The organism is Devosia lacusdianchii, assembly GCF_022429625.1.
Taxonomy (GTDB): domain Bacteria; phylum Pseudomonadota; class Alphaproteobacteria; order Rhizobiales; family Devosiaceae; genus Devosia; species Devosia lacusdianchii.
The window spans coordinates 2,441,668-2,465,749 of record NZ_CP092483.1; the positions used below are offsets into that span (position 1 = coordinate 2,441,668).

The window sequence follows — 24,082 nt, forward strand, 5'->3', positions numbered from 1 at the left end:
CCAGAGTGGCATCGATTCACCTCAAGAATGTGCGCAAGGAATTCGGCGCATTCAAAATCATCGACGACGTCAACATTGCCATCGAAGATCGCGAATTCGTCGTGCTCGTCGGGCCTTCCGGATGCGGCAAGTCCACGCTCCTCAGAATGATCGCCGGGCTTGAGTCCATTAGCGGCGGCGCCATAGAAATCGATGGCGAAGTCGTCAACGGTCTCGGCCCGCAGCGTCGCGACCTGGCGATGGTGTTTCAGAGCTATGCTCTGTACCCCCACATGACGACGGCGCAGAATATCGGCTTTCCGCTCAAGCTGCGGGGCGCCAAGCAGGGGGACGTCGATCGGGCAGTGGCGGAGGTTGCATCCACGCTTCACCTGGACACGCTGCTCGACCGCCAGCCACGAGCCCTGTCGGGTGGTCAGCGTCAGCGCGTCGCCATGGGGCGGGCCATGGTGCGAGCGCCACGAGCCTTCCTGTTCGATGAACCGTTGAGCAATCTCGACGCCAAGCTGCGTCATCACATGCGTATCGAACTGCGCCAGCTACACAAATCGCTGGGTGCAACGTCGATCTATGTAACGCACGACCAGATTGAGGCCATGACGATGGCGGACCGCATTGTGGTCATGAACCGCGGCAAGATTGAGCAGATCGGCACGCCCCTGGAACTGTTCGACCGGCCCGCCAACGTCTTCGTCGCGGCATTCCTGGGATCGCCTACCATAAACTTTGCCAAGGCCGAACTGGCCGGCGAGGATAGCACCACCGTGATCCGCTTTGCCTCCGGTACGCAGCCTCTGACCCTAAGCGGGTTTCAGAGCAGTAGTGTCCAGGCCGTCATCGCCGGGGTGCGACCGCAGCATATCGAGATCATCGACCCCAGCCAGGCCCCGCTTACCGGGACTGTCGAGCTGGTGGAGCATACGGGCTGCGAGACCAACATTATCCTCAAGGTCGGCACTGATGAATGGACGGTTCAATCGCGCACCCGCCGGCATGTGGTTTCCGGGGAGCGGGTCGGGTTGTCGTTCGACCCCGCGAACCTTCATTTGTTTGCGTCGGACACAGAAGAACGGATCGGATCGCTAAATGGGTGAGCAAAAATCCGCAGCTGAAACCAGCGCTCCCAAGAAGCGGGATCCCGAGCGGACCATGCGCACGGTGATCACCGCCGCCAGGGTCGAGTTTGCCGAATACGGCTACGACGGCGCACGAACGGACCGCATCGCGGCCGGAACCGGGATGAGCAAGGGCGTGCTCTATCATTATTTCCGGTCCAAGGATGAGCTGTTCGTGGCGGTCCTGGAAGACATCTATCAGGAGCTTCGTTCGCAGAATGAGGCCTTGGTTCTCGACGACTTCGAGCCCGAAGCCGGCATACGGGAGCTGATCGCCCATACCTACGACTACTTCGTGACCCATCCGGAATTCATTGTACTGGTGAACGCCGAGAACCTGATGAAGGCGGTCCACCTGACGAAGTCGGAAAGCGTCCACAGCATGTTCGCGCCGCTCTCGACGCGCCTCGGCGAGTTGATCCGGCGCGGCCAGGATCAAGGCATCTTTCGCCAGAATGTCGATATCATCGAGCTGTACGTATCGATTGTCGGCCTCGGCTATTTCTTCCTGTCCAATCGCTGGACACTCAGCGTTGTCTTCAATCGCGACCTGCTGGACGAGAGCGCCGAGGATAGGCGCCTCGCGCACATGACTGACATGGTCCTAGGCTACCTGCGCCATGTCGACCAGGATGCGCCGAAATGAAGAACCTGAATCTGCCTCTCGCTGGAAATGAACTCTGGCGCGACGTCGTCGATACGCCTGCCGTTCTGATCGACCTCGACATTGTCGAGCGCAACATCGTCCGCGGACAGGCCCGATTGGACGATCTGGGCCTCAAAGTCCGCCCGCACATCAAGACGCACAAATTGCCGCTTCTCGCCCATGCTCAGCTTGCCGCTGGCGCCATCGGCGTGACCGCCCAGAAGCTCGGCGAAGCCGAAGTCATGGCCGATGCGGGCGTCGAGGATACCCTGCTGAGCTACAATATAGTCGGAGAGCGCAAGCTTCGCCGCTTGCGGCAGCTCGCCGATAGGTGCCGTTTGACGGTGGTGGCGGACAGCGAGGAGATCGTCAGAGGACTTGCGGCCGCTTTCGAAGGCGCCTCGAAGCCACTCGCCGTGCTTGTCGAATGCGATACGGGAATGCGCCGATGCGGCGTCCTGACACCCGAAGCGGCGCTTCAACTCGCCAAATCAATCCATGGCAGGCCGGGGTTGAGGTTTGCGGGTCTCATGACCTATCCGGCTCCGGGCCAAGGCAATTCGGCTTGCGAATGGCTGGAGGATGCAGCGCGTCTGGTGCGTGCGAACGGATTGACAGTGGAGTCTGTTTCCACCGGCGGTACGCCTGACCTTCATGCCCTGACTCATAACCCCTCGATCACCGAGTACAGGCCCGGCAGCTACGTCTACAACGACCGCTCGGTGCTATCTGCCGGTTCCTGCGCGGAGGCTGACTGTGCGCTCACAGTTCTCACCACGGTGGTCAGCTCACCAGAGGACAGGCGTGCTGTGGTCGATGCGGGGACCAAGGTCCTGACTTCGGATCTATTCGGATTTCGCGACTACGGCCTTGTCGTCGGACGTCCCGATATCTCCATTGTCTCCCTCAACGAGGAACACGGCCGTCTGGAGTGCGGTCAACAAGCGCCAGCAGTTGGCGATGTGTTGCGCGTAATACCCAACCATGCCTGCGTCGTGAGCAACATGGTCGACCATGTCCACTTCGTTCGCGGCGATTTCTTTGTTCACTCCGAAAGGGTGGCAGCGCGCGGCATGAGCTAGTGGGCGGGTCGCGTTCGCAACACCCTAAAGGCGGATCGGTTGGCCGTTGGACTGGATGATGGCGGCGATTAAGCGATGCACGGCCAGGACATCGCGCCCGGATGCGGCTGGCTGTCCGCCGGTTGCGATCGCGGCGGCAAAGTCCTCGATCAGGGCCTGATGAGCCCTGCTGGAAAATGCCATGGGATCGGCGCCCGATCCGGAACCGCTGTCAGCGCCTTCGAAGTCGATCTTGGTGCCGTCATGCAAAGCCACGGTGAGGTGTTCCCCGTCCAGCAGCGCGCTTCCCTTCTTTCCGATGATCTCGATGACGTCCGCGCGTCCTGGGAAGGCGCAGGTCGTGGCCGTAATGCTGCCAAGCGCACCATTGGCAAAGCGAAGTGTCGCGGCCGCCACATCTTCGCCCTCCATCACATGGACCGGGCTGGTCGAGGCAAACCCGGTTACCGTTTCAGGCGCACCAACCAGCGAGATCATCAGGTCCAGGTTGTGAATGGCCTGGGTCAGAAGCACGCCACCACCATCGCGCGCCAAGGTGCCGCGACCCGGCTCGTCATAATAACTCTGCGGGCGCCAGTAGCTTGTACGCGCGCTCACCTGCACCAATTGACCGAGGCGCCCCTCACCGATGATCGTCTTGAGCTCCCGCGCTGCCGGCCGGAACCTGTTTTGCAGCACAATTCCGAGAGTGATCCCGGCGGCTTCAGCAACGGTGACCAGTTGCTCGGCCCGCTCGAGGCTGACCTCGAGCGGCTTTTCCAGCAGCACATGCTTGCCGGCCGAAGCCGCCGTTTGCACGATTTCGAGATGCGTGTTGGGCGGGGTCAGCACCAAAACCGCATCGACACGCGGATCATTGAAGATCGCGTCGGCTGCATCCGTCGTCGGCAGACCATGGGTCCTGGCGAAGGCAGCGCGGCGATCGGCGGATGGACTGAAGGCGTGAAGAGTCTCGATCCGGTCACCCAGCAGCAGCAGCGCCCGAGCATGGGGCAGAGACGCCATACCCAGCCCGATAATGCCAATGCGGAGTTTTCTTGTCATCAGCGGTTGCCGCTGCCGATGTCAGCCAGCCGCTTGGTCGTCGCAGTGTCAAACAGATGCGTCGTATTTGGCTGCGGCGCCAACCACAGCTCATCGCCAACGCTTGCCGTAAGCCGCTGGCGAAGCAGAGCTGATATTCGGTCCTCACCCAGTTGCACCACCACGAAGGTTTCGGACCCAGTCGGTTCGATGGTCGTGATCTTGCCACCAAGCCCCTCTCCGGGGTTCGACAGCGCCAGGTGTTCCGGCCGAATGCCCAGAGTTGCCGTAAGGCCGTCAGGCGCACCCGCGGCCGCCTGGACTGGCAGACGGAAACCGCTGCCGGTTTCAAAGATCTGCTGGCCCTGGTCCTGGCGAACGGTGCCTTTGAGGAAGTTCATGGCTGGGGAGCCAATGAAGCTGCCCACGAACATGTTGGCCGGGAAGTCATAGAGATCGAGCGGTGTGCCGATCTGCTCCACTACGCCATCGCGCATCACCACGATCAGGTCGGCCATGGTCATGGCTTCGATCTGGTCATGCGTCACATAGATCGTGGTGGTCTTGAAGCGAGCATGCATGTCCTTGAGCTCGCCGCGCATCTGCACCCGCAGCTTGGCGTCGAGGTTCGACAAGGGTTCGTCGAACAGAAAGACCTGCGGCTGGCGTACGATGGCGCGCCCCATGGCAACACGCTGGCGCTGGCCGCCGGAAAGCTGCTTGGGGAATCGATTGAGGTAATCGGTGAGGCCCAGAATGCGGGCCGCCTCGCCGACACGCTGGTCGATCTCTGCCTTGGACTGCTTGGCCAGGCGCAACGAGAAGCCCATATTTTCGGCAATGGTCATGTGCGGATAGAGCGCGTAGTTCTGGAACACCATCGCAATATCGCGGTGCTTGGGCTCGACGTCATTGATGACCCGCCCGCCGATCGAGATTTCGCCTTTGTCGATGTCCTCGAGTCCAGCAATCATGCGCAACAGCGTGGATTTCCCGCAACCCGATGGGCCAACCAGGACCACGAAGGCACCATCGGGAACCTTGACGTTGATGTTTCGGATAATATCCGTGGGACCGAAGGACTTGGCTACGTTGGTGATTTCTACGGCAGCCATTTATGCACCTATGCTGGTTTGGAGGGCACTACCCGCACCCATACGTGTGGCAGCTTCTACGGCTGCCAGAAGGCTGAGGCCGGTGTGGTAACCGGGATCGAGATCGGGGGTTGCCGGAACGAAGTCGACCGGGCCGTCTTTCGTCATCGTCTGGTAGGCGATTGCCGGTTCGCCGCGCCAATAGCTATCGAAAAATGCCGCATGCGCCTTCTGCCAGATATCGAGCGCGCGCGCATCGCCGGTCCGCTCGTGACACAGGGCCGCACTGCGGATGGTTTCCGGCAGCGACCACCATGGGCAATAGGGGCTGGTCAGTCGACCAGATGCAACCGAAACCGTGAGCGCGACTCCCGGACCATGAAGACCTGCGTTGAACGAGGCAATGAGAATAGCCTGCAGTCTCTTCATCAAGGCAAGGTCGGCATCGCGAGGTAAATAATCGAGGACAAAGCCAACAAACTCGATCCCATGCCCCACGTTGCAGACATCCATGCCTGGCACATTGCGCAACAGGCCGGAGGCCGGATCCAGATAGTGTTCGAGCACATGAGCGATGAAACGATCGGCGAAGCGGGCAGCATCGGGCCTGCCGATGCGATTGAGCATGCCGGCGGCACCAAGCAGGATCATGCGCGGGCCGAAGTCGGCAGGCTGGTTGCGCGCCGCCTCGGCGGACAGCGGCTGCCGCTCGTCCATCTGGAATTGACCGCCTTCAATGGCGTCGACAAGCGCGGGCAGCTGGGCCAGGTAGCCATCAAGATGCGGCACGTCATAGCGGGCAGCGGCAGCAATCAGGCCCTTGAGCACGAAGATGTCGGAATAGGTGTAGATGCCGGCCGGCTGGGCTTGCGGCGTGGTGACACCATTCGGCGCGGCGACAATTGGCTCGAGGTTAGGGTCGTAGCAGAAGTAGGCATGGCCATTCCCCGACCAAAGCCGCCGGAGGATATCGTACAGAGGGCGCGCTACGGCGTCGATGGATGCGGTCAATTCAGGGTCTGACGCCGCGAAAAATGCGGCATGCGTCACCAGTGCTTCGAGCCCCCTGCCCTGGATCCAGCCATAGGTGAACTGCGGGCTGCGCAGACCATCGCCGGGGCCGTAGTCGGCCAGCGTCATGCTGTTTTGCTTGCTATTCAGAAAGCCGGGACCGAGCAGCGGGCGGGCCAGCAGCCAGTGCAGGCTCGCCGCATTGGCGTCGACGTAGACCCTAGCGGCCCGCTCGATGAAGCCCGCGGGATCGCTCATTCCTTGAGCCCCGTGCTGGCCACGCCCTGCACGAAGTTACGGCGCAGAATGACGAAGAGGCTGATCGAGGGAATGAGCACCAGCGCCGACGCGGCGCTGAGGCGACCCAGATCGACAGTGAATCCGGTTTGGAACAGGGCCAAGCCGACTTCGATCGTATAGGCCTCGCGATTGGTGGCGACGATCATCGGCCAGGCAAAGGCCGTCCAGGCCTGGAAAAATGCCAGGACGCCAAGCGCGCCGAGGGCGCCGCGCAGCAGCGGCAAGACGATGCGGAAGAATATCCAGAGCTCACCAGCACCGTCGATGCGCGCCGCTTCCAGCAGTTCATCGGGGATGGAATGGATGACGTTCTGCCGGATCAGGAAGATGCCGAAACTCATTACCAGATAGCCGAGCAGCAGCCCCCAAATGCTGTTGAGGATGCCCATGCTTTGCGCCTGGAAATAGAGCGGGATCATGTAGACTTCGAACGGCACGATAGCCGTCGCTAGCACCAGGGCGAAGATCACGTTGAGCGAGCTGTAACGGAACTTGGCGAGGATGTACCCGGCGATCGAGGAGGTCGCCAGGATCGCCAGGGTCGATAGCACCGCGAAAAGGATGCTGTTGAACATCCACCGCAACAGCGGGGTGTCCTGCAGCACCGCGGCGAAATTGTCGATCGTGGGATCGGCCGGAATAATCGTGGGCGGCCAAGCGAGCATTTCCTGAGGTGTCTTGAACCCATTGGAGACGAGAAACACCAGCGGAAGCAGCATCAGCAGGCTGAATACCAGCAATATGAGGTCGATCCCGCGATCGACGAACATCTTGCGCAGGCGGCGGCTCCTGCCGCTTTGGGTCGAGCGATTGGCGCTCATGCACGCCCCCTTTCCCGCAGCAGGGAAAACTGGATCAACGTCAGCACCAGCACAATCACGAGGAGGACAACCGCCTCGGACGCGGCATAGCCGACGCGGTAGTTGCGGAAGCTGTTTTCCAGCATGTCGAGCACCAGCACGCGAACCTGCCGGCCCGGCGCGCCCTGCGCGTCCGACGCCAGCACGAAGGCTTGGGCATAGACGTTAAACCCGGAGACCAAGGTTACCACCGATACGTAGAGCGTAATGGGCTTGAGCATCGGCATCGACAGGAACCAGAATGATTGCGGACCTGAAGCGCCATCCAGCTTGGCCGCCTCGAACAGCGACACCGGCAGGCTCTTGAAGCCGACGAGATAGATCAGCACCGCGTAACCTAGCGCCTGCCACGAACACAGCACGATGACGCTGATAACCGAGAGCGTCGGATCGAACAGCCACGCCTGCGGCTCAAAACCGAAAAAGGTGAGCACGGCGTTGAGCGGACCTAGCCTGGCGTCGAAAATCCACTTCCAGGCCATGGCCGCGGGCACCAGCGACACCACATGCGGCAGGAAGATAGCCGTTTCGTAGAAGCCCGACGCCCGCGACCGTGTCCGGTAGTGGATCATTGCCGCCAGCACCATCGCGGTGGGAATGGTGATGATCAGCACGCCGAAGGCGATGATGGTGGTGTTGAGCAGCGCCTCATGGAACAGGCGGTCGCTCATCAACTCCTGGAAGTTAGCCAGGCCGATGAACGGCTTGTTTTTGGAGAGGATGTCCCATTTGTGCAGGCTGAGCCGCAGGGTCTCGAAAATGGGATACATGCGCAGCCAGGCAAAGAGTGCCAGCGTGGGCAGGATGGCGAGTATAGCGAAGAGCCATCTCTTGCGCCGCAGCATTGCAATCTCCGCTGGTGGGGCCTGGGAGGGACGAAACCTCCCAGGCTGGTTGGCATTCGGCAGCGCTGGCTTATTCGGCCAGCAGCCCTTCACGCTGGAGTAGGCCGTTGATCTCGTCCTGCGTGGCGACCAGCACTGCGTCGATCGCCGCGTCGTCCGTGGCCAGCGCAGGGTTGGCGAAGGCTTCGGTCAGGCGCGCCGCCGTCCGGGTCAGAATTTCCTCTACCGGCCCGATATTGGGCAGCGAGAAGAACTCATAGGTTTCCGGATAATCGACGAAAGCTGCCAGTGCCGGCTTGGCCTCCAGGATCGCGCTATAGTCCAAACCAGACCGGTTTGGCAGCCAGCCGACATTGTCCAAAAGCCATAGCAGGTTGTCCGGCTCGTTGGCCGCCTGCGCGAAGGCCCACGCGGCTTCCGCTTCCGCGCCCTCGCCGCTGATCCACAGCGACACCGGCGCAACGATTGAGCCGCGCGGCAACGTGGTCGTGGCATAGGGCAAATCCGGTGCCTTGGCGGCGATATCGCCGATAACCCAGGACTCGCGGATGAACATAGCGGTCTGTTCGCGCTCGAACGCTTCGGCATCGGCCGGCATTTCGATCGTCACCGTCTTCAGCGTGTGGACGTTCTCCAGATACTGCTTGAGCGCAGCGCGGCCCTGCTCATTAGCAAAGTCCGCCTTCCACTTGCCGTCGGCATCCTGCTCGACCAGGCTTTCGCCGTACTGGAACATGTTGATCCAGAACTTCTCGGCAATGCCCTGGCCGCCGCCGGAAAGGCGCATGCTCCAGCCAGACACGGTAGGAGCGCCACTGCCATCCCGCTGCGTCAGGGCTTCGGCATATGTCGTGTAGTCGGCCATGGTGGCCGGTGGCTCTGTAAGGCCGGCGGCCTCGAACATTTCGGTGTTGTAGTAGAGTGCGCTCTGGCCGCGGAACAGCGGCAGGCCATAGACGGTGCCGTCATAGCTGGCCGAGTCACGGAAGAAGTCATTGAAGTTAGCCGGGTCCTGCACGAAGGCCGCGACGGCCTCTGGCGCGACGTTGAACAGGCCGTTTTCGAGGTAGCGCGTCGCCGTCGAGGTGCCGAGTTCGATGACTTCAGCGGCTTCGCCCGACGTCAGCCCCAGCGCGAGCCGCTTCTCGTGCTCGCGCAGCGCGATGGCTTCCACCTTGACGCTGAGATCGGGATACTCGGCCTTCATGCCTTCGGCGACATGCTCATAGAACGGCGCCAGCTCCGGATAACCACTCCAGACCCGGATTTCCTGTGCGCTGACGGCCGGTGCCATTGCGACTGCTGCAAAGCCCATTGCGGAGCCGAGCAATGCCAGCCTCAACCCACCAGATGCAGAATGGCGGCCTAGCTTCGATACACGTGTCATGAAAGTTCCCCTTGTTTCGCTCGTTCCCTACACAGGCGATAGTGGAGTTTGTTATGCAACCGGTTGCGCTGTCAAGTGGAGTTCACCGAGCAATGCGCGCGCGGCCTCGGCCAGCGCCTCCGCCGAACCAGGCGCGAAGGCACCCGGCATGCCGATAAAGCGGTGAGCTTCCTCCACTTCGTAACCCCCGAATGCAAACTCACTGCGCGGTGGAATGTAGCCGGGCGTCCCCTCGGCATAGGCAAGCACGAAGGCCGGCCGGCCGGCACAGGCGCCCCGGACGGAAAGTCCGGTCTCGCTGAAGATCTCGCCCGGCATGGCTACGATGGGAATGCCGCCCCAATCGAGCAGGCTGACCCGGGCCCGCCAAGTGCCGGGCGCTACATTGCGATTACGCTCAGCCCACTCGATCCAATGGCCAAGCAGGATGGCCCGGACGGGCTCAGCCGTTTCCTGCTCCAGACGCCAACTCGCAGCCAAACCCGGCAGGGGCGCATCTTCGAGACGCGTCAGGCTCAAATCGATCTCGCGATACCCAGCGCCGACCGTATCGGCGCCCCTTCGCTCCTCCGCCTCCATGGCCGCTGCCGCGATCCGCTCACCCAGGCGCTGCGCAGTGGCAAAGGTTCGGGCAGTGTTGGACGCCAGCGTCCAGGACGCCTGGGCCGTGTGGCCGGTATTGGCGTCACCCGCACAGCCAGTGAGAAACAAGGACACCGCTCCCGGATGCGCTGCCTCAATCGCCTGCCGAACAAAGTGCGGATAGTCCGACGTCATCAGCAGATTGTCCGCAGCCAGCACCACGGGGTGACAGGCATAGGACGCCATTACGGCGATGCACTGCCCGTTCGTATCGCGAATGCGGATCACGGGCACCGATCGGTCCAGGGGACCGTCAGCATGGCGCCGGTTCCAAGCCACGCCGGGGTCGCCCCCCATACCCGCGGCAATGGTCGCCGGGCGCCGGTTCTCGCAGGCCAGCCGCACAGCCTCGACAGCGCCGTCCTCGATACGCCGCAGAAATTCTGGGTCCGCAGCTCGCCCCAGCCGCCCCAACATGGAGACCGGTGCGCCATGGGTATGCGTTGCTGCCACGATGATACGGTCGTCTGGTAGTGGGCTGCGTCGGCGTATCCGCGCGGCCATGTCTTCGTGCAAACCGATCACGTCGAGGACAACGACCGCCGTATCTTCGACCACGATGGCGCGAGCCGTCAGCGGGTCGTGCACGCCAGTTGCGGGCTCCGTGCGTGCCGCAAAGCCCGCCAGATGCAGCCCGGGCTCCGGCGTAATATCCACAACTGCCGCCCCCGCGCGGATCATGCCGAAACCCTTTCTCCACCCAGGAACACGTCTTCAATCGTTAGCTTGCGATCGCCGGGCGCCCAGAAAAACCGCGTGATATCGGCCCACTGACCAGGCGCAAGCGTTCCCCGCCCGCCCATGAATCGCCCGGGGTTACAGGTCGCCAGACGCAGCGCTTCCGCCAGCGACAGACCTGCCGCCTCGATGGCATAGGCAATATTGCGATCGAGCAGATGCCCGGCTCCCGCCAGATAGGGCGTGCCGGCGACACTGAGACGCCCATCGACGGAAACGTCTACGTCCCCACCAATGCTGCTTCGATAACGTCCCGGCGGCTGGCCGCCCAACGCTGCCGCGTCGGAAACCAGAATGGATCGGTCCAGCGTCTTGGCCCGGAGCATCGCCTTAAGCGTTGTCGCGGGAAGATGATGTCCGTCGGCAATGAAGCTGGCTGTCAGCCGATCGTCGGATAGTTGCGACCAGATGAAATTGGGGTGGCGCGGCAGCATGCTGGCAGCACCATTTCCAAGATGCGTCGACAGTCTTGCCCCGGCATCCACCGCCGCCATGATCTGCTCTGGCGTGGCGCCGGTGTGGCCGATCGAAACCAGGACGCCTTGGGCCGTCAGCGCCTCGACATAAGCCGGTGCGCCCGGATAATGCGGCGACAGAGTCACCAGCCCCACCAGGCCCTCAGCGGCGCGCTGCCATCGGACGAATTCCTCAAGGCTGGGCGGGCGGACATGTTCGAGTGGATGCGCGCCGCGCGGGCCATCCGCCGGGTCGAGCGACGGCCCCTCGACATGCACGAACCCAATCATCCGCGCTAAGAGCGGACTTTCTCGCCTTGCCGCAGCGATGCTGTCCAAGGCGGCGCAAAGGGCGGGCTCACTGGCGGTAATAAGCGTTGGTGCAAAGCAAGTAACGCCGGCCGCAAGCAGGTGGCGGGCCAGTTGCTCAAGGGTTTCGCGGCTGGGCGCGCCAGCATTCAAGTCATGACCAGCATAGCCATTGACTTGCAGGTCGACGAAACCAGCGGAAAGGAATGGCGCGGTCTCGTCCACGATGGCGGGAGTGATGGCGACGATCCTCCCGTCACGACAATCTATGGCAGTCCCCTGCCCGGTTGCCGGATCGCGTCCAACAATGCGGGCAGCCTTACTCACAGCCAGCGCACCCGATCACGGAACCGCGCCAGGAACCGCCCATTGGCTTCATCGCCGCCTGGCGCATTGCCACTGCGCCAGATCGGCGGCTCGACGCCCCGCTCCGCCAGCTTGGCCACGGTGCGGATCACTAGGCAATTGAGCGCGAAAGCATTGGCAAAAGTGGAAACCGCTGCGATGTTTTCACCGACGCCATCGACCGTCACCAGCGCATCGCCGATCGGCACCTTGGTGTCGATCGAGATATCGACGATATCGTGCAAATTCTGTCGCGTCGGGTGACGCGCCGGATGCGTTGCCGCACTCCCATTGGCATGGGCGTGTGAATTGAAACCGATCAGGAAGGCTCCGCGCTGACGCGCAGTTATGGCGGCGTCGATCAGCGCAGCGTTGATGCCATAGGCATTGGTGAGGAGCAGCAGGTCGCCTTCCCCGAGGCGTTGGTCGTCGATGACAACCTTGCCATAGCCCGGCGTGCGCTCCACGGCCATGGATCGCAGCGCGCCGTTGGATAGCAGCGTGCCTTCGTCCAGTATGGCACTGACATGCATCAGCCCGCCGGCGCGAAAGAAGATTTCCTGCGCCGCGAGGTTGGAGTGCCCGCCAGGCCCATACACATAGATCAGGCGATCAGCCGCGACCTGGTCGGCCAGCCGCGCCGCCGCGCGGTCAAGAGCATCGCGCTCTTCGACCAGAATGGACTGCATCAGGGCAGTAACGCCCGACAAGTAACCCGCGCATAGCGCGTCGGCGTCGATCACTGAGTTATTGGGCATCGGGGTCGGACTCCGAATCGAGATAGAGGCTGCAATCGGGATGTTGACGCAGAATGCTCGCCGGGCATTCGGTGCTGATCGGACCATAAAGAGACGCACGCACGGCGTCCCGCTTCAACTGGCCGGGCACCACGCAAAAAAGCCGACCGGCGCGCATCAGGCGCGGCACTGTCAGGGTAATGGCCTGCTCGGGAACATCATCGAAGCTGGCGAAACATTCGTCGTCGACCTGCTGCTGTCGGCATTGCTCATCAAGGGTGACCACCTTGACGTCCAGCGGATCGGCGAAGTCCGCGACCGGCGGATCATTGAAAGCAATGTGTCCATTGACACCAATCCCCAAGCACACAAAGTCGATTGGCGCAGCAGCCAGCAAATCCGCGTAGCGCATTGCCGCGGCCGATGCATCAGGTTCGGGGACGATATGATGCACCTGGGCAAATGGCACGCGGCCAAAGAGATTGTTGTCCAGCCACGAGGCGAAGCGCTCGGGCGCGTCGGGCGCTAGGCCGATATATTCGTCCATGTGGAATGCGGTGACGCGGGTCCAGTCGACACCTTCGGCCGCACATAATGCGGCCAGCATCTGGGCTTGGCTGGGCGCGGCTGCGAAAACCATGCGCACATCCTGCTGGTGCGCTAACGCGCCGCGCAGAGCATCGGCGATATCGCGCGCGGCTGCCTCGCCCATCAGCGCTCTGGTGGCAAAGGACTGAACGCCCATCAGGCCGGCCTTGCGGGTGATGTTTGCCCGGGTTGAAGCATCAAGCGTCAAGAAAACCTCCACACGCCAGGCTCTCGATAGAATGCGACGCCCAGCTTTGGCGACTATTTAATGCAACCGGTTGCATGTCAAGCGGGTATGACTAGCCTTATGCCCCCCGACCATGTCATGACGTTCAAGGCAAGCTAGAGACCCCACGATGACGCCCCGCCAGAACAGACCCACGATCAATCAGGTCGCTGCCGCAGCCGGCGTGACCAAGTCCAGCGTGTCTCGCGCCTTTACAAGGCCAGAAATGCTCAGCGAGGAAACCGTACGCAAAATCTTCGCGGCGGCGGAGCAATTGGGCTACGTCCCCAACCATACGGCCCGCGCACTCAGCACCGGCCGGCATGGCAACATTGCCCTCATCGTGCCGGACGTAGCCAATCCGTTCTTCCCACCCCTGATCCGGGCTGCCCAATCGGAAGCCGATCGTTCCGACTATTGCGTGTTTCTCGGCAATTCCGATGAAAATCCGCAGCAGGAAGACAAGCTTATCGGGCGCTTCGCCGGCCAGGTAGAGGGCTTCGTTCTGGTGTCCTCGCGGCTCAGCGAAGAGCAGATCATCGAGCATGCCGCCCGCCGCCCACTGGTATTGGTCAACCGCGACGTGGAGGGCATTCCGCGCATCCTGATCGACAGCGCCACCGGCGTCGCCGAAGCCGTTGCCCACCTTGCTGGCCTGGGTCACAGAAAACTGGTCTATGTGGGTGGCCCGCACGGCTCCTGGTCCAACAAGCAGCGCCGAAGCGCCGTCCGGCGCTCGGCGAAAGAATTCGGGCTCGAAGTCACCGTCATCTCCAACGAGTTCGCGGCGTTCGAATCTGGCCGCAAGATCACCGCCAGCGTCCTCGCGACCGGCGCGACAGCCGCTATCGCCTTCGACGATCTCACCGCGCAGGGCATGCTTGCCGAACTCGCGGATCAGGGCGTCGCCGTACCGGCCGATTTCGCCGTGGTCGGCTGCGACGACGTGCTGGGCGCCGCCACCTACCCCTCGCTGACCACCGTATCCAACCGCTCAGTCGAAGCCGGCAAGGCCGCCTTGAACCTGCTGATGGACATTCTCCAAAACCAGGCGATCCGAGACGTTCGCTATGTCCTCAACACAAGCTTGGTGATCCGCAAAACCACCGGCCCAGCCCTGATCGCGCGCTAGCACGACCGTTCCTTGCTGTTGCGGGCGTAACAGCAAGAGAGCTTTGAGCCTGGAAAACCGCTTCATCGCTACGGCTTTCGACGATACATCGTCCAGCAATTGGTGAGCGGTGTTGCGCTGAATTCTCGTTCCAGCGTGGGCAGGAACCAAGTGTCCAAGCGAAAGCCCGGACGCCCCTTGGTGACGCCGCAGGTCGGTTGGAACACCGTATCCGCGTCGGCAAGATAAGCGCTTGCTTCTGCATCGCTGAGCTCGGCGATAGTTCGTTCGATGATCGGCACCACTTTGACGCCTTTGGGCATATCGGTCTGCAGCGCCGCCCCGAACAGGTCGACGTAGCTTATCGTCGTCGTCTTGCCCAAATCGCTGTCGAGACCACGTTCACGCAACGCCGTGACAGCGTCATACGCGGTTTTCCACTCGGTCAGGTAGCGGACAGGCTCAACCGGTTCCATCAGTTCGTCGAGGAGCTGCTGTGAAGCCTCATCAGCCGTTTCCCAAATCTGCGCGTTTGCCTCTGCAATTCGAGCGGCCTCAGCAGGCACCACCGCATACGGCAAAAATGAGCGTGACCAATCGGTGGCTATGTTCTCGCCATTGCGCGCGCTGAGCGAGCAGTAGCTGCGCTGCGCCGCTGTTACGAGCAAGGGTCCGCCGATCGCGACGGCCACGCCCGCCACCAAGATCAATCGGGTTTGAGACTGGCCCTTGGCCGTCAGCAGTCCCGGAACAAAGAGAAGCGAGAGCGCGGCCGTCATCGCCATGCCGCCGGTACTCTGGCTCTCCGACACCGCGACGGCAAAAACGGCTGCACCCATTGCCAAGGGCACGGCCACAGATTGCAGACGGAACAAAAGACCAGCACCCACCGAAACGCGGTCGTTCGCCTCCCACATCAGCCATGCCACCAGCGCGATCGACAGACCGATGGTGAAGAAATGCTTGTAGACAAACGAACCCAGGAAATACTTCGCGAACGGACCATTGACCGCGGACATGGACAGAATGTCATGAACGTAGCCACGAACCAGGCCGGTCGTCAGCTCAACAGCCCCCAGAACAGCGGCAACACCGACAAGGGCGGCCAGCGCAATGATGCGCCAGCGACGATCAAGCAAGAACAGGACACCTAGGGGCGCCAGAACCACGCCTGCATAAACCACCTTGATGGAGATCGCCACCAGAACGGCAGCGACGATCACGGCGGCGGGTCCCGCGATACCCTGGCCCTCACGGGTTCGGAATATCCAAGGCAGAAATGCCAGGGAGAACGCAGCGCCAAGTCGGTTATAGGAAGCGAAAAGGTCCGGCGTGCACAGGCCGCTTGCCGTGACGTTGAACGGCAGGATCGCAGTCACGGCGACCATTAATGTGAGCGCCAGCCGAGCCCAGAGACTGGGCATGTTCGCCGTAGAAAGGATAAGAAACGGCGCAACGACAAGAAAACCGAGAATTTGCATTCCCATAAAGGCCGGCACGCCCGGCAACCAGGCTTGCGCGGCCCAGTAGAGTGCATACGGCAGAGCGCCGGTGGGGAGGGAGAAGTCGATATGCGGCCACTGGCCCGCGGCCATGCGTCGAGCACCGTCGGCCAGAAACAGGGCGTCGTTGGCCGCATCGCCGACAGCAAGCGCCGGCGCCAGCGTCCAGCCAACGATTGCTAGCCCAGCGATGACCAATATGGCCAGCGGCACAAGCCATCCCGTGCCGATGCTCGCCGGAAACTGCTCACCGCTTCGTGCGTCGACGCTCATCTCGGTCTCCCCATGCAAGGAGGACCGGATAGCGACTTTGCGTGCTTACGTCCGAGGCGCGCTGTCGTTAATGTTAACAACCATGGTTATTGTTGGCGTCCACCTTACGCGGGGCGAACAGTGACATGACGGTAGTCCATAGCTCTCGTTACACCTGCAGCGTCAAAGCGTCCCACGCAAATCCGGCGCGTCGGCGGTGATGACGTCGCGGCCGAATATGCCGGTATCCTTGGGCACGAGCCGGACGACCGAGTAGCCGCGGTCTTCGAGCTGCGCCAGGAAGGCGGGAAGCATGTCGACCGTGCGCTGGTGAATGTCATGAAACAGGATGATGCCGGACCCGCGCTGGTCGAGGCGTGCCAGCGTGCGGGCGGCAACGGCCTCGGGCGTGTCAGAGTAATAGTCCTTGCTGTCGATATCGACATCGAGCACCACAACGCTTCCCTGCATCAGATTGGTGCGCAGGAAACCGCTCTGCGACAGATAGGGGAAGCGGAAGAACGGCGACAGCGATTGACCGGCGCCCGCTAGCGCCAGGGACACAGCGCGTTCACCCTTGGCGATCTCGTCCAGCGCCGCCTGGCGGCTGAGAGTATTCAGATCGACATGGTCGAAGGTGTGGCTACCCACCGTATGTCCGCTCAGAGCGACCTTCTGCGCCAGCCGCGGGTGGGATTGCGCTGCCGAGCCCAGCATCAGGAACGTCGCCTTGACGCCGAACTGGTCGAGCGTTGCCAGGATTTCCCCGGTTTTGCCCGGGCGCGGACCATCGTCGAATGTCAGCACGACCTCGCCGGGTCGCAGGATGATGTCGGTGGTCGACGCTACCTGCAGCGTGCGCCCGCCCAGTGTGCCCGATGAGAAGATGCGCTCCGGAAGCGGCTGCTGATTGATCGGCTGCGAGGCCGGAAAGATGCTGCCGGTGACCGACGTAGCATCTATGGCGGCGACACGCTGCCCCATAACGCTGTGTTGGCTGGGAGGCTTGGCACACCCACAAAGGGCGATCCCGGCAAGCACAAAAGGCATAACGAAACGCGTAAGCGACACAGCCAAAACTCAGCGCAATCACAACTGCGCTCAGTTTTGGCGATTATGGTTAATATTCCCCTCGTGAAAGCTTAAGAACTACTTACCGGCCAACGACTTGGCCCTGCGGCCAAGGGTGTCCAGCGCACTTAGAAAGGCGGAACGATCGGCCGGTCGAAAGCCCGGATTGTACCCCTTGATATCGCCGGTTTCCCGCAAATGCTGCTTGAGGTCGCGCATCGCCAGCGCCATGCCGATCGACGCTGTCGTGAATGGCTTGCCGGTGAAACCCAGCACATGGCAGCCCTTATCGATGGCGCGGCTGGCGAGAGGAATATCGGCCGTAAGCACAATGTCGTTGGCCCGCGCTTGCTCCACGATCCAGTCGTCGGCCGCGTCGGCGCCGGCCGTGACAACCACTACGCGCACCATGGGGTCGCGCGACGGGCGGACTCCGCCATTGCTGACAAAGGTGACGACCAGCCCAAGCCGCTCGGCGACGCGCATAGCCTCGTCCTTTACTGGACAGGCATCAGCATCCACGAAGATGGTCGGATCAGGCATGGGCAATGACATCTCTCACAAAGGCCAGTCGTTCCGCCACTGGCGCTTTCGGTAGCTCAACAACGCGATACCCCAGTTCGGCATAGACGTCACGCATCGGCGCATAAACGCTCACGGCATGCTCCCAGCCCTCCACGCGCTCAGCATCGGTTACAAAGATCTCGCGCCAAGGCGGAGCGAAGAAGACGATTGGATTGTAGCGGTAGAGGTTGGCAGCGCGTCGGAAATGCGCATCCTGGGCGAGCGGGAACATGTGCGCATAGGCAACAAGATCGGGTATGCCGCGATCACATAACACCGGCCCCGCTATCGAGCTCAAAGCCTCGAAGGTCTGAATATCTCGATCGAGCATGAGTTCGGCAAAGAGCGCCTTATCCCGCCAATGCACAGCTGGGCCGTCGATAGCGGTTTGCGACTGGATGATAGCCCGGGCGGCCTCCTTTCCGATGCAAATGCCGGCCGAGGCGGCGGCCGTAAGAAGCGTAGTCTTGCCAGCGCCAGGGCCGCCGGTGATGATGAAGAGATTGTCGGCATGCGTGATCATGATGCGTCCTTTGCGCAATGAGGAATTGGGCCATGACTGGCCGGGAGAGCGAGATGACGGGGAAGGTCGTGAACAAGGCCGAATGGGCCGATGCCGCCGAAGCGAAGGATCACTGGCGCGGGGAGTTCGAAGGTGGGGCCTACGGCGCCAACATCTGCGTGATCTTTGTCCGCACCGAAAAGATCGGGGACGGACCACGGCTACATCGACACCCCTACCCTGAAACCTTCATCGTCCGCAATGGGCGGGTGCGGTTTACCGTCGGCGACGAAACGATCGATGCGGTCGCCGGCCAGATCGTTGTCTGCCCGGCCAATGTGCCCCACAAATTCGCTAACCTCGGCCCCGACCTGCTTGAGCAGATCGATATCCATGAGGCTGGGACTTTCGAGACGATCTGGCTGGAGTGACGGCGCGGCTTCGGTGCTTGACGCTGCTGTCACGGCACGCTGGCAAAGCCCTCGGGTCGGAGCCCGAGGGCATGGCGGCAAGCCGGCCAATACGCGCCGCTTCGTCGCTAGTAGACTACGACGCTGCGAATGCTCTCGCCCGAATGCATCATCTCGAAGCCTTTGTTGATGTCCTCGAGGCGCAGCGTATGAGTGATCATCGGATCGATCTCGATCTTGCCGTCGAGATACCAGTCGACAATCTTGGGCACATCGGTGCGCCCCTTGGCACCACCGAACGCCGTTCCCATCCAGGTACGGCCCGTGACGAGCTGAAACGGCCGGGTCGAGATTTCCTTGCCCGCACCGGCCACGCCGATAACAACCGACTTGCCCCAGCCGCGATGGCTGGCTTCGAGGGCCTGACGCATAACCATCGTGTTACCGGTGCAGTCAAACGTGTAGTCGGCGCCGCCGATCAGGTCACCACGGCGCTTGGTGAGGTTGACGAGATGGGGAACGATGTCACCCTCGATCTCCTTCGGGTTGACGAAATGCGTCATACCGAAGCGCTCGCCCCAGGCCTTTTTGTCATTGTTGATATCGACACCGATGATCATGTCGGCGCCGGCCAGGCGCAGGCCCTGGATGACATTGAGGCCTATGCCGCCCAACCCGAAAACCACTGCGGTCGCGCCAATCTCAACCTTGGCCGTATTGATCACCGCGCCTATGCCCGTAGTCACGCCGCAGCCCACATAGCAGACCTTGTCGAAAGCGGCCGCAGCATCGATCTTCGCGACGGCGATCTCCGGGAGAACGGTGAAGTTCGAGAAGGTCGAGCAGCCCATATAGTGATGGATCGGCTTGCCCTCGAACGAGAAACGCGAGGTTCCATCGGGCATTAGTCCCTGCCCCTGTGTTGACCGAATGGCAGTGCAGAGATTGGTCTTGCCGGAACGGCAGGAATAGCACTCCCGGCATTCGGGCGTGTAGAGAGGGATGACGTGGTCACCCTTCCTAAGGCTGGTCACACCAGGACCAACATCGACCACCACGCCCGCGCCCTCATGGCCAAGAATAGCGGGAAACAATCCTTCGGGGTCGGCACCGGACAAAGTGAAGTCATCGGTGTGGCAGATACCCGTCGCCTTGATCTCGATCATGACCTCGCCGGCCTTGGGACCATCGAGATCGACCTCGACGATTTCAAGCGGTTTGCCAGCTTGAAAGGCGACGGCGGCACGGGTTTTCATGATGAGATTCTCCTTGGTGGGCTTTCCCAAGGTTTGGCATGCGGTCCCCCGGGCGGCAACCGCTCTACCTTCAGATATTGCCCACTGCGACCGCGACATTGACGGTCGCGGCGACGATCAACGTGTTGAAGAAGTAGGCAAACGTGGAATGCATCACCACGATTTTGCGCATCTTGTTGGACGTGACGCGAATGTCCGAAACCGCGAAGGCGGTGCCGATCACGTAGGCGAAATAGAGGAAGGCCACCCCATCGGGATTGTCGCCTTCGGGAAATTCGAGCCCACCGATGAGGGCACCCGACTTACCGCCCGGGTTGGCCGAGGGCGACTCGTAATACTCGTAGGCATAGTGCAGCGCGGCCATGGTGTGGATGGTGAACCATCCCAACAGCACCGATATCACGCTCAATAGCACCTCGTAGAGCAGCGGCCCCTCTTCCCCGTTCAGGGCCATGAACAGCGTTGCGCAGCACACCCCGACAACACCGATGGCTGCGGCGAAAATGAAGGCCGTCGGTGTATCCGCCTCGTCGGCGCGCGAAAGCAGGAATTCCGGCGTCAGTACCGGTAACATCAGCGCTACCAGTACGAGGTAGACCAGGAACATCGTGATGGCGCCAAATGGCACGGCGAATACCGGCGCCAGCCATAAGCTGACCAGGAACACGACGGCCCCCAAGGCCAGCCCGATGAAGAAAGCCCCATGGCGGGGCAATTTGACCGACGCAATCCGCAAGCCGAATGCCACGCGCCGGCTCCTGGGTTTTCCCGCGGCGCTCTTGGCCGGTCGCTTGCTTCGCGTCGCCATCTAGTACCCCTTTGTCGAGCAGTCACGGCGCGGCGCACAACGCGCTCAGCCGGAAATAGCTCCCGGCCCGGCGGTCGCGCCCGCCGGCACCTTGCCGATAATGATCATGCCAAGCACCTCGTCCTTGGTTACGTCGGTAGTGCGAGCGCTGCCCACGACCTGACCATTCTTCATCACCACGATCCGATCGGCGAGATCGAAGACGTCGTGAATATCATGGCTGATGAGAAAAATGCCGATGCCGTCGGCCTTGAGTTGGCGGATAAGCTGGCCGACCTGCTGGGTCTCCTGCGGTCCAAGCGACGCGGTCGGCTCGTCCATAATCAGGATGCGCGCATCGAAAAGGATGGCCCGTGCAATGGCCACTGATTGCCGCTGGCCACCGGAGAGCGCTTTGACCGGCTCCTTGAAGCGGCGGAAATTGGGGTTGAGCCGCCCCATCACTTCGCGGGCCTTCGACTCCATCGCTGCATTGTCGAGCGTACCGAGCGAGGTAGTGATCTCGCGCCCCAGAAACAGGTTCGCGGCGGCGTCGACATTATCGGCCACGGCCAGCTGCTGGTAGATCGTCTCGATGCCATAGCCCTTGGCGTCGCGTGGATTGTTGATGGTCGCCGCCTGCCCGTCGATGCGGATCGAACCGGCGTCGCGCCTGTAAGCACCGGATAGAATCTTGATAAGCGTCGACTTGCCCGCCCCGTTGTGGCCCAAGAGGCCAACGACCTCCCCCGGGAACAGGTCGATCGACGCCCGGTCAACGGCCCGGATGCCGCCAAACGAGATCGAGATATCGGCCATTTCGACCAGCGGTGTTCTGCTATCGAGCATCGAGACTGGCTTTCCCTAGCGTTTGTGGCGGCGGTAGAGCGTATCGAGCCAGACCGCAAAGACGAGCACGACACCCACGACGATCGATTGCAGCGGACTATCGAGCCCCAGCAGCACCATGCCCGACTGGATAGACTGCATGACCAGCGCCCCAAGCAAGGCCCCGGCAATCGTCCCAACGCCGCCCGCCAGCGATGTTCCCCCGATGACGGCCGCGGCGATGACATAGAGCTCGTCGAGGGTGCCAAGGGCATTGGTCGTGGCATTGAGGCGTGCCGATGAGATGGCGGCGGCAATCGCGCAGAGCCCACCCATCAGCATGAATATCTTGACCGTCACCCAGCGGGTGTTGATGCCCGCGAGTTCCGCGGCTTCCGGATTGCCGCCCATGGCAAAAATGTAGCGGCCGAAACGCGTACGGGTGGCGATGAAGGTCATCACCACGCCGACTCCCAGGGCGATCAGCACGGGAATTGCCAAGCCGTGTGAAATGAAGAGGCCGCCTTCGGGCACCGTCACGTCATTGGCTGCGGCATAGCTCTCGGCGATGCGCCGAGGCCAAGGATAGGCATTGGCAACCCACGCTGCTGCCATGGCCAATCCGCAGCCGAGAATGCCCAGCGCAATCTCGGCCCATAGCGGACGCCGCGGGAAGTTGAAGCGCAGCCGCTGTTGCCGACCTGAATAGAGGGCGGCTACGATGCCGAGGCAGGCGATGGCAGCAACGATCCAGGTCCAGAACGCCCCGATCGACCCCGTTGGCCCGCCACCCATGAGCTGGAAGGTCGGGTCCATGGGGGCAACGGTGCGGCCCATGGTGACCCACCACGCCGCCCCGCGCCAGATCAGATAGCCACCCAGCGTGACGATGAACGACGGCACCCGCAAATAGGCGACGATTACGCCCTGCAGCCCGCCAATACCCACGCCCACGAGCAGGCCAGCCAACAGGGACAGCACCCAGATCAGCGGGTGTCCGAGCCCAAGGCCAAGCTGCACCGGCAAGATGTTGGTCTGCATGACACCCATGACCATGCCCACGAGTCCGAGGATGGAGCCGACGGACAGGTCGATATTCCGCGTGGCGATAATGAAGACCATCCCCGTGACCATGACGGCCACCGAGGCCGTCTGAACCGACAGATTCCAGAGATTGCGCGGCGTCAGAAACAGCCCGTCGGAAAAAACGTTGAAGCCGATCCACACGATGGCCAGCGCCCCCATCATGCCGACCAACCGCGTGTCGATTTCCGTAGCCAGCAGGAAGCGCTGCACCGGATTACGCGCATATGCACTGGGATGCGTGACCGGCGATGCGTTCTGGTCGGTCAAATCGAACTCCTAGTCACAGGCCGCAACGCTGCCGCGCGTGACGCCCTGGCAAACAATAGCCTTGCCGACCCACCCGGCATCGATCACGACGTTCAGGTTGTCGCGCGTCACCGCCACGGGTGCGATAAAGAAGGCGTTCATTTCGACCCCTCGCGGCCCACCGGAAAACTTCGTTGCGCCCTCGATCGCATCCAGCGCCGTCCCTTCCGCCAGTGCGATAGCCACTTCTGCGGCCTTCCTGCCCAGCTCGCGGGAATCCTTCCACACCGACACGGTTTGCGTACCCAGCGCGATCCGGTTCAGGGCAGCATGCTCGCCATCCTGCCCCGAGACCGGCACCGCTCCCGCGAGACCCTGCGCGGCGAGTGCGGCGATGGCGCCGCCGGCAGTACCGTCATTGGAGGCGACAACGGCGTCTATCTCGTTGTTGTTTGCCGTCAGGAACTGCTCCATGTTGCCCTGGGCCACCTCGGGGTTCCAGTTGTCGGTATAGGCCTCGCCGACATTGACGATGGCGCCGGCTTCCAGCGCCGGCCCCAGGACCTCCATCTGACCTTGGAACAGGAAATCGGCATTGGAATCGGCCGAGTTCCCTTTGATGAAGACGTAGTTGCCGGTGGGCCGCACCGCGAACACCGCTTGAGCCTGCAGGCGTCCCACTTCCTTATTGTCGAAGCTGAGGTAGAACAGGTCGGGATTTTCGATCAGCCGGTCATAACCGATGACGGGAATGCCCTCGGCCACCGCAGCCGACACAGCGGGCCCCACCGCCTCGCCGTCCTGGGCCAGAACGATGAGCGCATCAGCGCCTTGCGCGATGAGGCTCTCGATATCGGTCAACTGCTTGCCAGCGGACGATTGGGCGTCAGCGGAGATGTAGCGAGCACCGGCCGCGGTCACAGCTGCCTGCAATGCAAATTCATCGGTCTTCCAGCGCTCTTCCTGAAAATTGTTCCAGCTCACGCCGATGACCAATTGATCCTGAGCACTGGCGGCAGTCGTCCCCAGCAGAACGCCGATCCAAAGCAGGACCGCTTGATGCC

General features: G+C 62.0%; 24 protein-coding genes. 5 read left to right on the forward strand and 19 right to left on the reverse strand.

What is annotated here, in order from left to right:
- The first annotated feature begins 5 nt into the window (after positions 1-5).
- The 3 genes from MF606_RS11975 to MF606_RS11985 are packed head-to-tail and all read left to right on the forward strand — an operon-like array spanning position 6 to position 2,843.
- Positions 6-1,094: an ABC transporter ATP-binding protein gene (locus MF606_RS11975; protein ID WP_240229467.1), complete on the forward strand. Its 1,089-nt coding sequence runs from the start codon at positions 6-8 to the stop codon at positions 1,092-1,094.
- Entirely contained in the window at positions 1,087-1,761 is a 675-nt protein-coding gene (locus MF606_RS11980) for a TetR/AcrR family transcriptional regulator (protein ID WP_240229468.1), read from the forward strand. Before MF606_RS11975 ends, MF606_RS11980 begins: the two co-directional genes overlap by 8 nt.
- Positions 1,758-2,843, forward strand: coding sequence for a D-TA family PLP-dependent enzyme (locus MF606_RS11985; RefSeq protein WP_240229469.1), 1,086 nt, complete (start codon positions 1,758-1,760; stop codon positions 2,841-2,843). The genes MF606_RS11980 and MF606_RS11985 overlap by 4 nt, the downstream gene beginning before the upstream one ends.
- A gap of 24 nt (positions 2,844-2,867) precedes the next feature.
- Here MF606_RS11985 and MF606_RS11990 read toward each other — a convergent pair whose 3' ends face one another.
- From MF606_RS11990 to MF606_RS12035, 10 genes are all read right to left on the reverse strand, one after another.
- On the reverse strand, positions 2,868-3,887 hold the full coding sequence (locus tag MF606_RS11990; protein ID WP_240229470.1) for a Gfo/Idh/MocA family protein: 1,020 nt from the start codon (positions 3,885-3,887) through the stop codon (positions 2,868-2,870).
- On the reverse strand, positions 3,887-4,981 hold the full coding sequence (locus MF606_RS11995; protein ID WP_240229471.1) for an ABC transporter ATP-binding protein: 1,095 nt from the start codon (positions 4,979-4,981) through the stop codon (positions 3,887-3,889). Before MF606_RS11995 ends, MF606_RS11990 begins: the two co-directional genes overlap by 1 nt.
- Complete coding sequence (locus tag MF606_RS12000; protein WP_240229472.1) at positions 4,982-6,229, reverse strand: AGE family epimerase/isomerase; 1,248 nt, start codon at positions 6,227-6,229, stop codon at positions 4,982-4,984.
- Positions 6,226-7,092 carry a carbohydrate ABC transporter permease gene (locus tag MF606_RS12005; RefSeq protein ID WP_240229473.1) on the reverse strand — a complete coding sequence of 289 codons (867 nt, stop codon included), beginning with the start codon at positions 7,090-7,092 and terminating at the stop codon, positions 6,226-6,228. The genes MF606_RS12000 and MF606_RS12005 overlap by 4 nt, the downstream gene beginning before the upstream one ends.
- Positions 7,089-7,976 (reverse strand): carbohydrate ABC transporter permease, encoded by an 888-nt coding sequence (locus MF606_RS12010; protein WP_240229474.1) that lies wholly within the window; start codon positions 7,974-7,976, stop codon positions 7,089-7,091. The genes MF606_RS12005 and MF606_RS12010 overlap by 4 nt, the downstream gene beginning before the upstream one ends.
- Before the next feature lie 70 nt (positions 7,977-8,046).
- On the reverse strand, positions 8,047-9,270 hold the full coding sequence (locus tag MF606_RS12015) for an ABC transporter substrate-binding protein (protein ID WP_240229475.1): 1,224 nt from the start codon (positions 9,268-9,270) through the stop codon (positions 8,047-8,049).
- A gap of 144 nt (positions 9,271-9,414) precedes the next feature.
- Positions 9,415-10,686 (reverse strand): neutral/alkaline non-lysosomal ceramidase N-terminal domain-containing protein, encoded by a 1,272-nt coding sequence (locus tag MF606_RS12020; protein WP_240229476.1) that lies wholly within the window; start codon positions 10,684-10,686, stop codon positions 9,415-9,417.
- A complete protein-coding gene (locus tag MF606_RS12025) occupies positions 10,683-11,834 on the reverse strand; it encodes an N-acetylglucosamine-6-phosphate deacetylase (protein ID WP_240229477.1) in 1,152 nt (383 codons plus the stop codon). The genes MF606_RS12020 and MF606_RS12025 overlap by 4 nt, the downstream gene beginning before the upstream one ends.
- Positions 11,831-12,610, reverse strand: a complete 780-nt coding sequence (locus MF606_RS12030; protein ID WP_240229478.1) for a sugar isomerase domain-containing protein — start codon at positions 12,608-12,610, stop codon at positions 11,831-11,833. The genes MF606_RS12025 and MF606_RS12030 overlap by 4 nt, the downstream gene beginning before the upstream one ends.
- Complete coding sequence (locus tag MF606_RS12035) at positions 12,600-13,385, reverse strand: glucosamine-6-phosphate deaminase (protein WP_338084370.1); 786 nt, start codon at positions 13,383-13,385, stop codon at positions 12,600-12,602. Before MF606_RS12035 ends, MF606_RS12030 begins: the two co-directional genes overlap by 11 nt.
- 148 nt (positions 13,386-13,533) lie before the next feature.
- Between MF606_RS12035 and MF606_RS12040 the strand changes: the two genes are divergently transcribed.
- Positions 13,534-14,535 (forward strand): LacI family DNA-binding transcriptional regulator, encoded by a 1,002-nt coding sequence (locus MF606_RS12040; RefSeq protein WP_240229479.1) that lies wholly within the window; start codon positions 13,534-13,536, stop codon positions 14,533-14,535.
- A gap of 68 nt (positions 14,536-14,603) precedes the next feature.
- Here the strand turns inward: MF606_RS12040 and MF606_RS12045 are convergent, their stop codons facing one another.
- From MF606_RS12045 to MF606_RS12060, 4 genes are all read right to left on the reverse strand, one after another.
- On the reverse strand, positions 14,604-16,289 hold the full coding sequence (locus tag MF606_RS12045; protein WP_240229480.1) for a hypothetical protein: 1,686 nt from the start codon (positions 16,287-16,289) through the stop codon (positions 14,604-14,606).
- Positions 16,290-16,451: 162 nt separating this feature from the next.
- Positions 16,452-17,252 carry a polysaccharide deacetylase family protein gene (locus MF606_RS12050; RefSeq protein ID WP_240229481.1) on the reverse strand — a complete coding sequence of 267 codons (801 nt, stop codon included), beginning with the start codon at positions 17,250-17,252 and terminating at the stop codon, positions 16,452-16,454.
- 165 nt (positions 17,253-17,417) lie between these two features.
- Positions 17,418-17,882 (reverse strand): YaiI/YqxD family protein, encoded by a 465-nt coding sequence (locus MF606_RS12055; RefSeq protein ID WP_240229482.1) that lies wholly within the window; start codon positions 17,880-17,882, stop codon positions 17,418-17,420.
- A complete protein-coding gene (locus tag MF606_RS12060; protein ID WP_240229483.1) occupies positions 17,875-18,426 on the reverse strand; it encodes an AAA family ATPase in 552 nt (183 codons plus the stop codon). The genes MF606_RS12055 and MF606_RS12060 overlap by 8 nt, the downstream gene beginning before the upstream one ends.
- A gap of 53 nt (positions 18,427-18,479) precedes the next feature.
- On the opposite strand from MF606_RS12060, the gene MF606_RS12065 reads away from it, so the two are divergent.
- Entirely contained in the window at positions 18,480-18,836 is a 357-nt protein-coding gene (locus tag MF606_RS12065; protein WP_240229484.1) for a cupin domain-containing protein, read from the forward strand.
- Positions 18,837-18,943: 107 nt separating this feature from the next.
- On the opposite strand, the gene MF606_RS12070 is transcribed toward MF606_RS12065, so the two are convergent.
- The 5 genes from MF606_RS12070 to xylF all read right to left on the reverse strand — a co-directional run bounded on the left by MF606_RS12070 (position 18,944) and on the right by xylF (position 24,068).
- On the reverse strand, positions 18,944-20,071 hold the full coding sequence (locus tag MF606_RS12070; RefSeq protein WP_240229485.1) for an S-(hydroxymethyl)glutathione dehydrogenase/class III alcohol dehydrogenase: 1,128 nt from the start codon (positions 20,069-20,071) through the stop codon (positions 18,944-18,946).
- 70 nt (positions 20,072-20,141) lie between these two features.
- Complete coding sequence (locus MF606_RS12075; protein WP_240229486.1) at positions 20,142-20,819, reverse strand: DUF1345 domain-containing protein; 678 nt, start codon at positions 20,817-20,819, stop codon at positions 20,142-20,144.
- A 105-nt stretch (positions 20,820-20,924) separates the two neighbouring features.
- Entirely contained in the window at positions 20,925-21,707 is a 783-nt protein-coding gene (locus MF606_RS12080) for an ATP-binding cassette domain-containing protein (protein ID WP_240229487.1), read from the reverse strand.
- 15 nt (positions 21,708-21,722) lie between these two features.
- On the reverse strand, positions 21,723-23,039 hold the full coding sequence (locus MF606_RS12085) for a sugar ABC transporter permease (RefSeq protein WP_420842206.1): 1,317 nt from the start codon (positions 23,037-23,039) through the stop codon (positions 21,723-21,725).
- A 9-nt stretch (positions 23,040-23,048) separates the two neighbouring features.
- On the reverse strand, positions 23,049-24,068 hold the full coding sequence (gene xylF, locus MF606_RS12090) for a D-xylose ABC transporter substrate-binding protein (protein WP_240233839.1): 1,020 nt from the start codon (positions 24,066-24,068) through the stop codon (positions 23,049-23,051).
- Positions 24,069-24,082: the final 14 nt, after the last annotated feature.

Excerpts from the sequence above, each read along its gene's own strand:
- MF606_RS12040 (WP_240229479.1), top strand. The coding sequence starts at position 13,534 with ATGACGCCCCGCCAGAACAGACCCACGATCAATCAGGTCGCTGCCGCA.
- MF606_RS12015 (WP_240229475.1), bottom strand. The coding sequence starts at position 9,270 with ATGGCACCGGCCGTCAGCGCACAGGAAATCCGGGTCTGGAGTGGTTAT.
- MF606_RS12020 (WP_240229476.1), bottom strand. The coding sequence starts at position 10,686 with ATGATCCGCGCGGGGGCGGCAGTTGTGGATATTACGCCGGAGCCCGGG.
- MF606_RS12030 (WP_240229478.1), bottom strand. The coding sequence starts at position 12,610 with ATGCCCAATAACTCAGTGATCGACGCCGACGCGCTATGCGCGGGTTAC.
- MF606_RS12000 (WP_240229472.1), bottom strand. The coding sequence starts at position 6,229 with ATGAGCGATCCCGCGGGCTTCATCGAGCGGGCCGCTAGGGTCTACGTC.
- MF606_RS12080 (WP_240229487.1), bottom strand. The coding sequence starts at position 21,707 with ATGCTCGATAGCAGAACACCGCTGGTCGAAATGGCCGATATCTCGATC.
- MF606_RS12060 (WP_240229483.1), bottom strand. The coding sequence starts at position 18,426 with ATGATCACGCATGCCGACAATCTCTTCATCATCACCGGCGGCCCTGGC.
- MF606_RS11990 (WP_240229470.1), bottom strand. The coding sequence starts at position 3,887 with ATGACAAGAAAACTCCGCATTGGCATTATCGGGCTGGGTATGGCGTCT.
- MF606_RS12045 (WP_240229480.1), bottom strand. The coding sequence starts at position 16,289 with ATGAGCGTCGACGCACGAAGCGGTGAGCAGTTTCCGGCGAGCATCGGC.
- MF606_RS11980 (WP_240229468.1), top strand. The coding sequence starts at position 1,087 with ATGGGTGAGCAAAAATCCGCAGCTGAAACCAGCGCTCCCAAGAAGCGG.
- MF606_RS12010 (WP_240229474.1), bottom strand. The coding sequence starts at position 7,976 with ATGCTGCGGCGCAAGAGATGGCTCTTCGCTATACTCGCCATCCTGCCC.
- MF606_RS12050 (WP_240229481.1), bottom strand. The coding sequence starts at position 17,252 with ATGGGGCAGCGTGTCGCCGCCATAGATGCTACGTCGGTCACCGGCAGC.
- MF606_RS12005 (WP_240229473.1), bottom strand. The coding sequence starts at position 7,092 with ATGAGCGCCAATCGCTCGACCCAAAGCGGCAGGAGCCGCCGCCTGCGC.
- MF606_RS11985 (WP_240229469.1), top strand. The coding sequence starts at position 1,758 with ATGAAGAACCTGAATCTGCCTCTCGCTGGAAATGAACTCTGGCGCGAC.
- MF606_RS11995 (WP_240229471.1), bottom strand. The coding sequence starts at position 4,981 with ATGGCTGCCGTAGAAATCACCAACGTAGCCAAGTCCTTCGGTCCCACG.
- MF606_RS12070 (WP_240229485.1), bottom strand. The coding sequence starts at position 20,071 with ATGAAAACCCGTGCCGCCGTCGCCTTTCAAGCTGGCAAACCGCTTGAA.
- MF606_RS12065 (WP_240229484.1), top strand. The coding sequence starts at position 18,480 with ATGACGGGGAAGGTCGTGAACAAGGCCGAATGGGCCGATGCCGCCGAA.
- MF606_RS12055 (WP_240229482.1), bottom strand. The coding sequence starts at position 17,882 with ATGCCTGATCCGACCATCTTCGTGGATGCTGATGCCTGTCCAGTAAAG.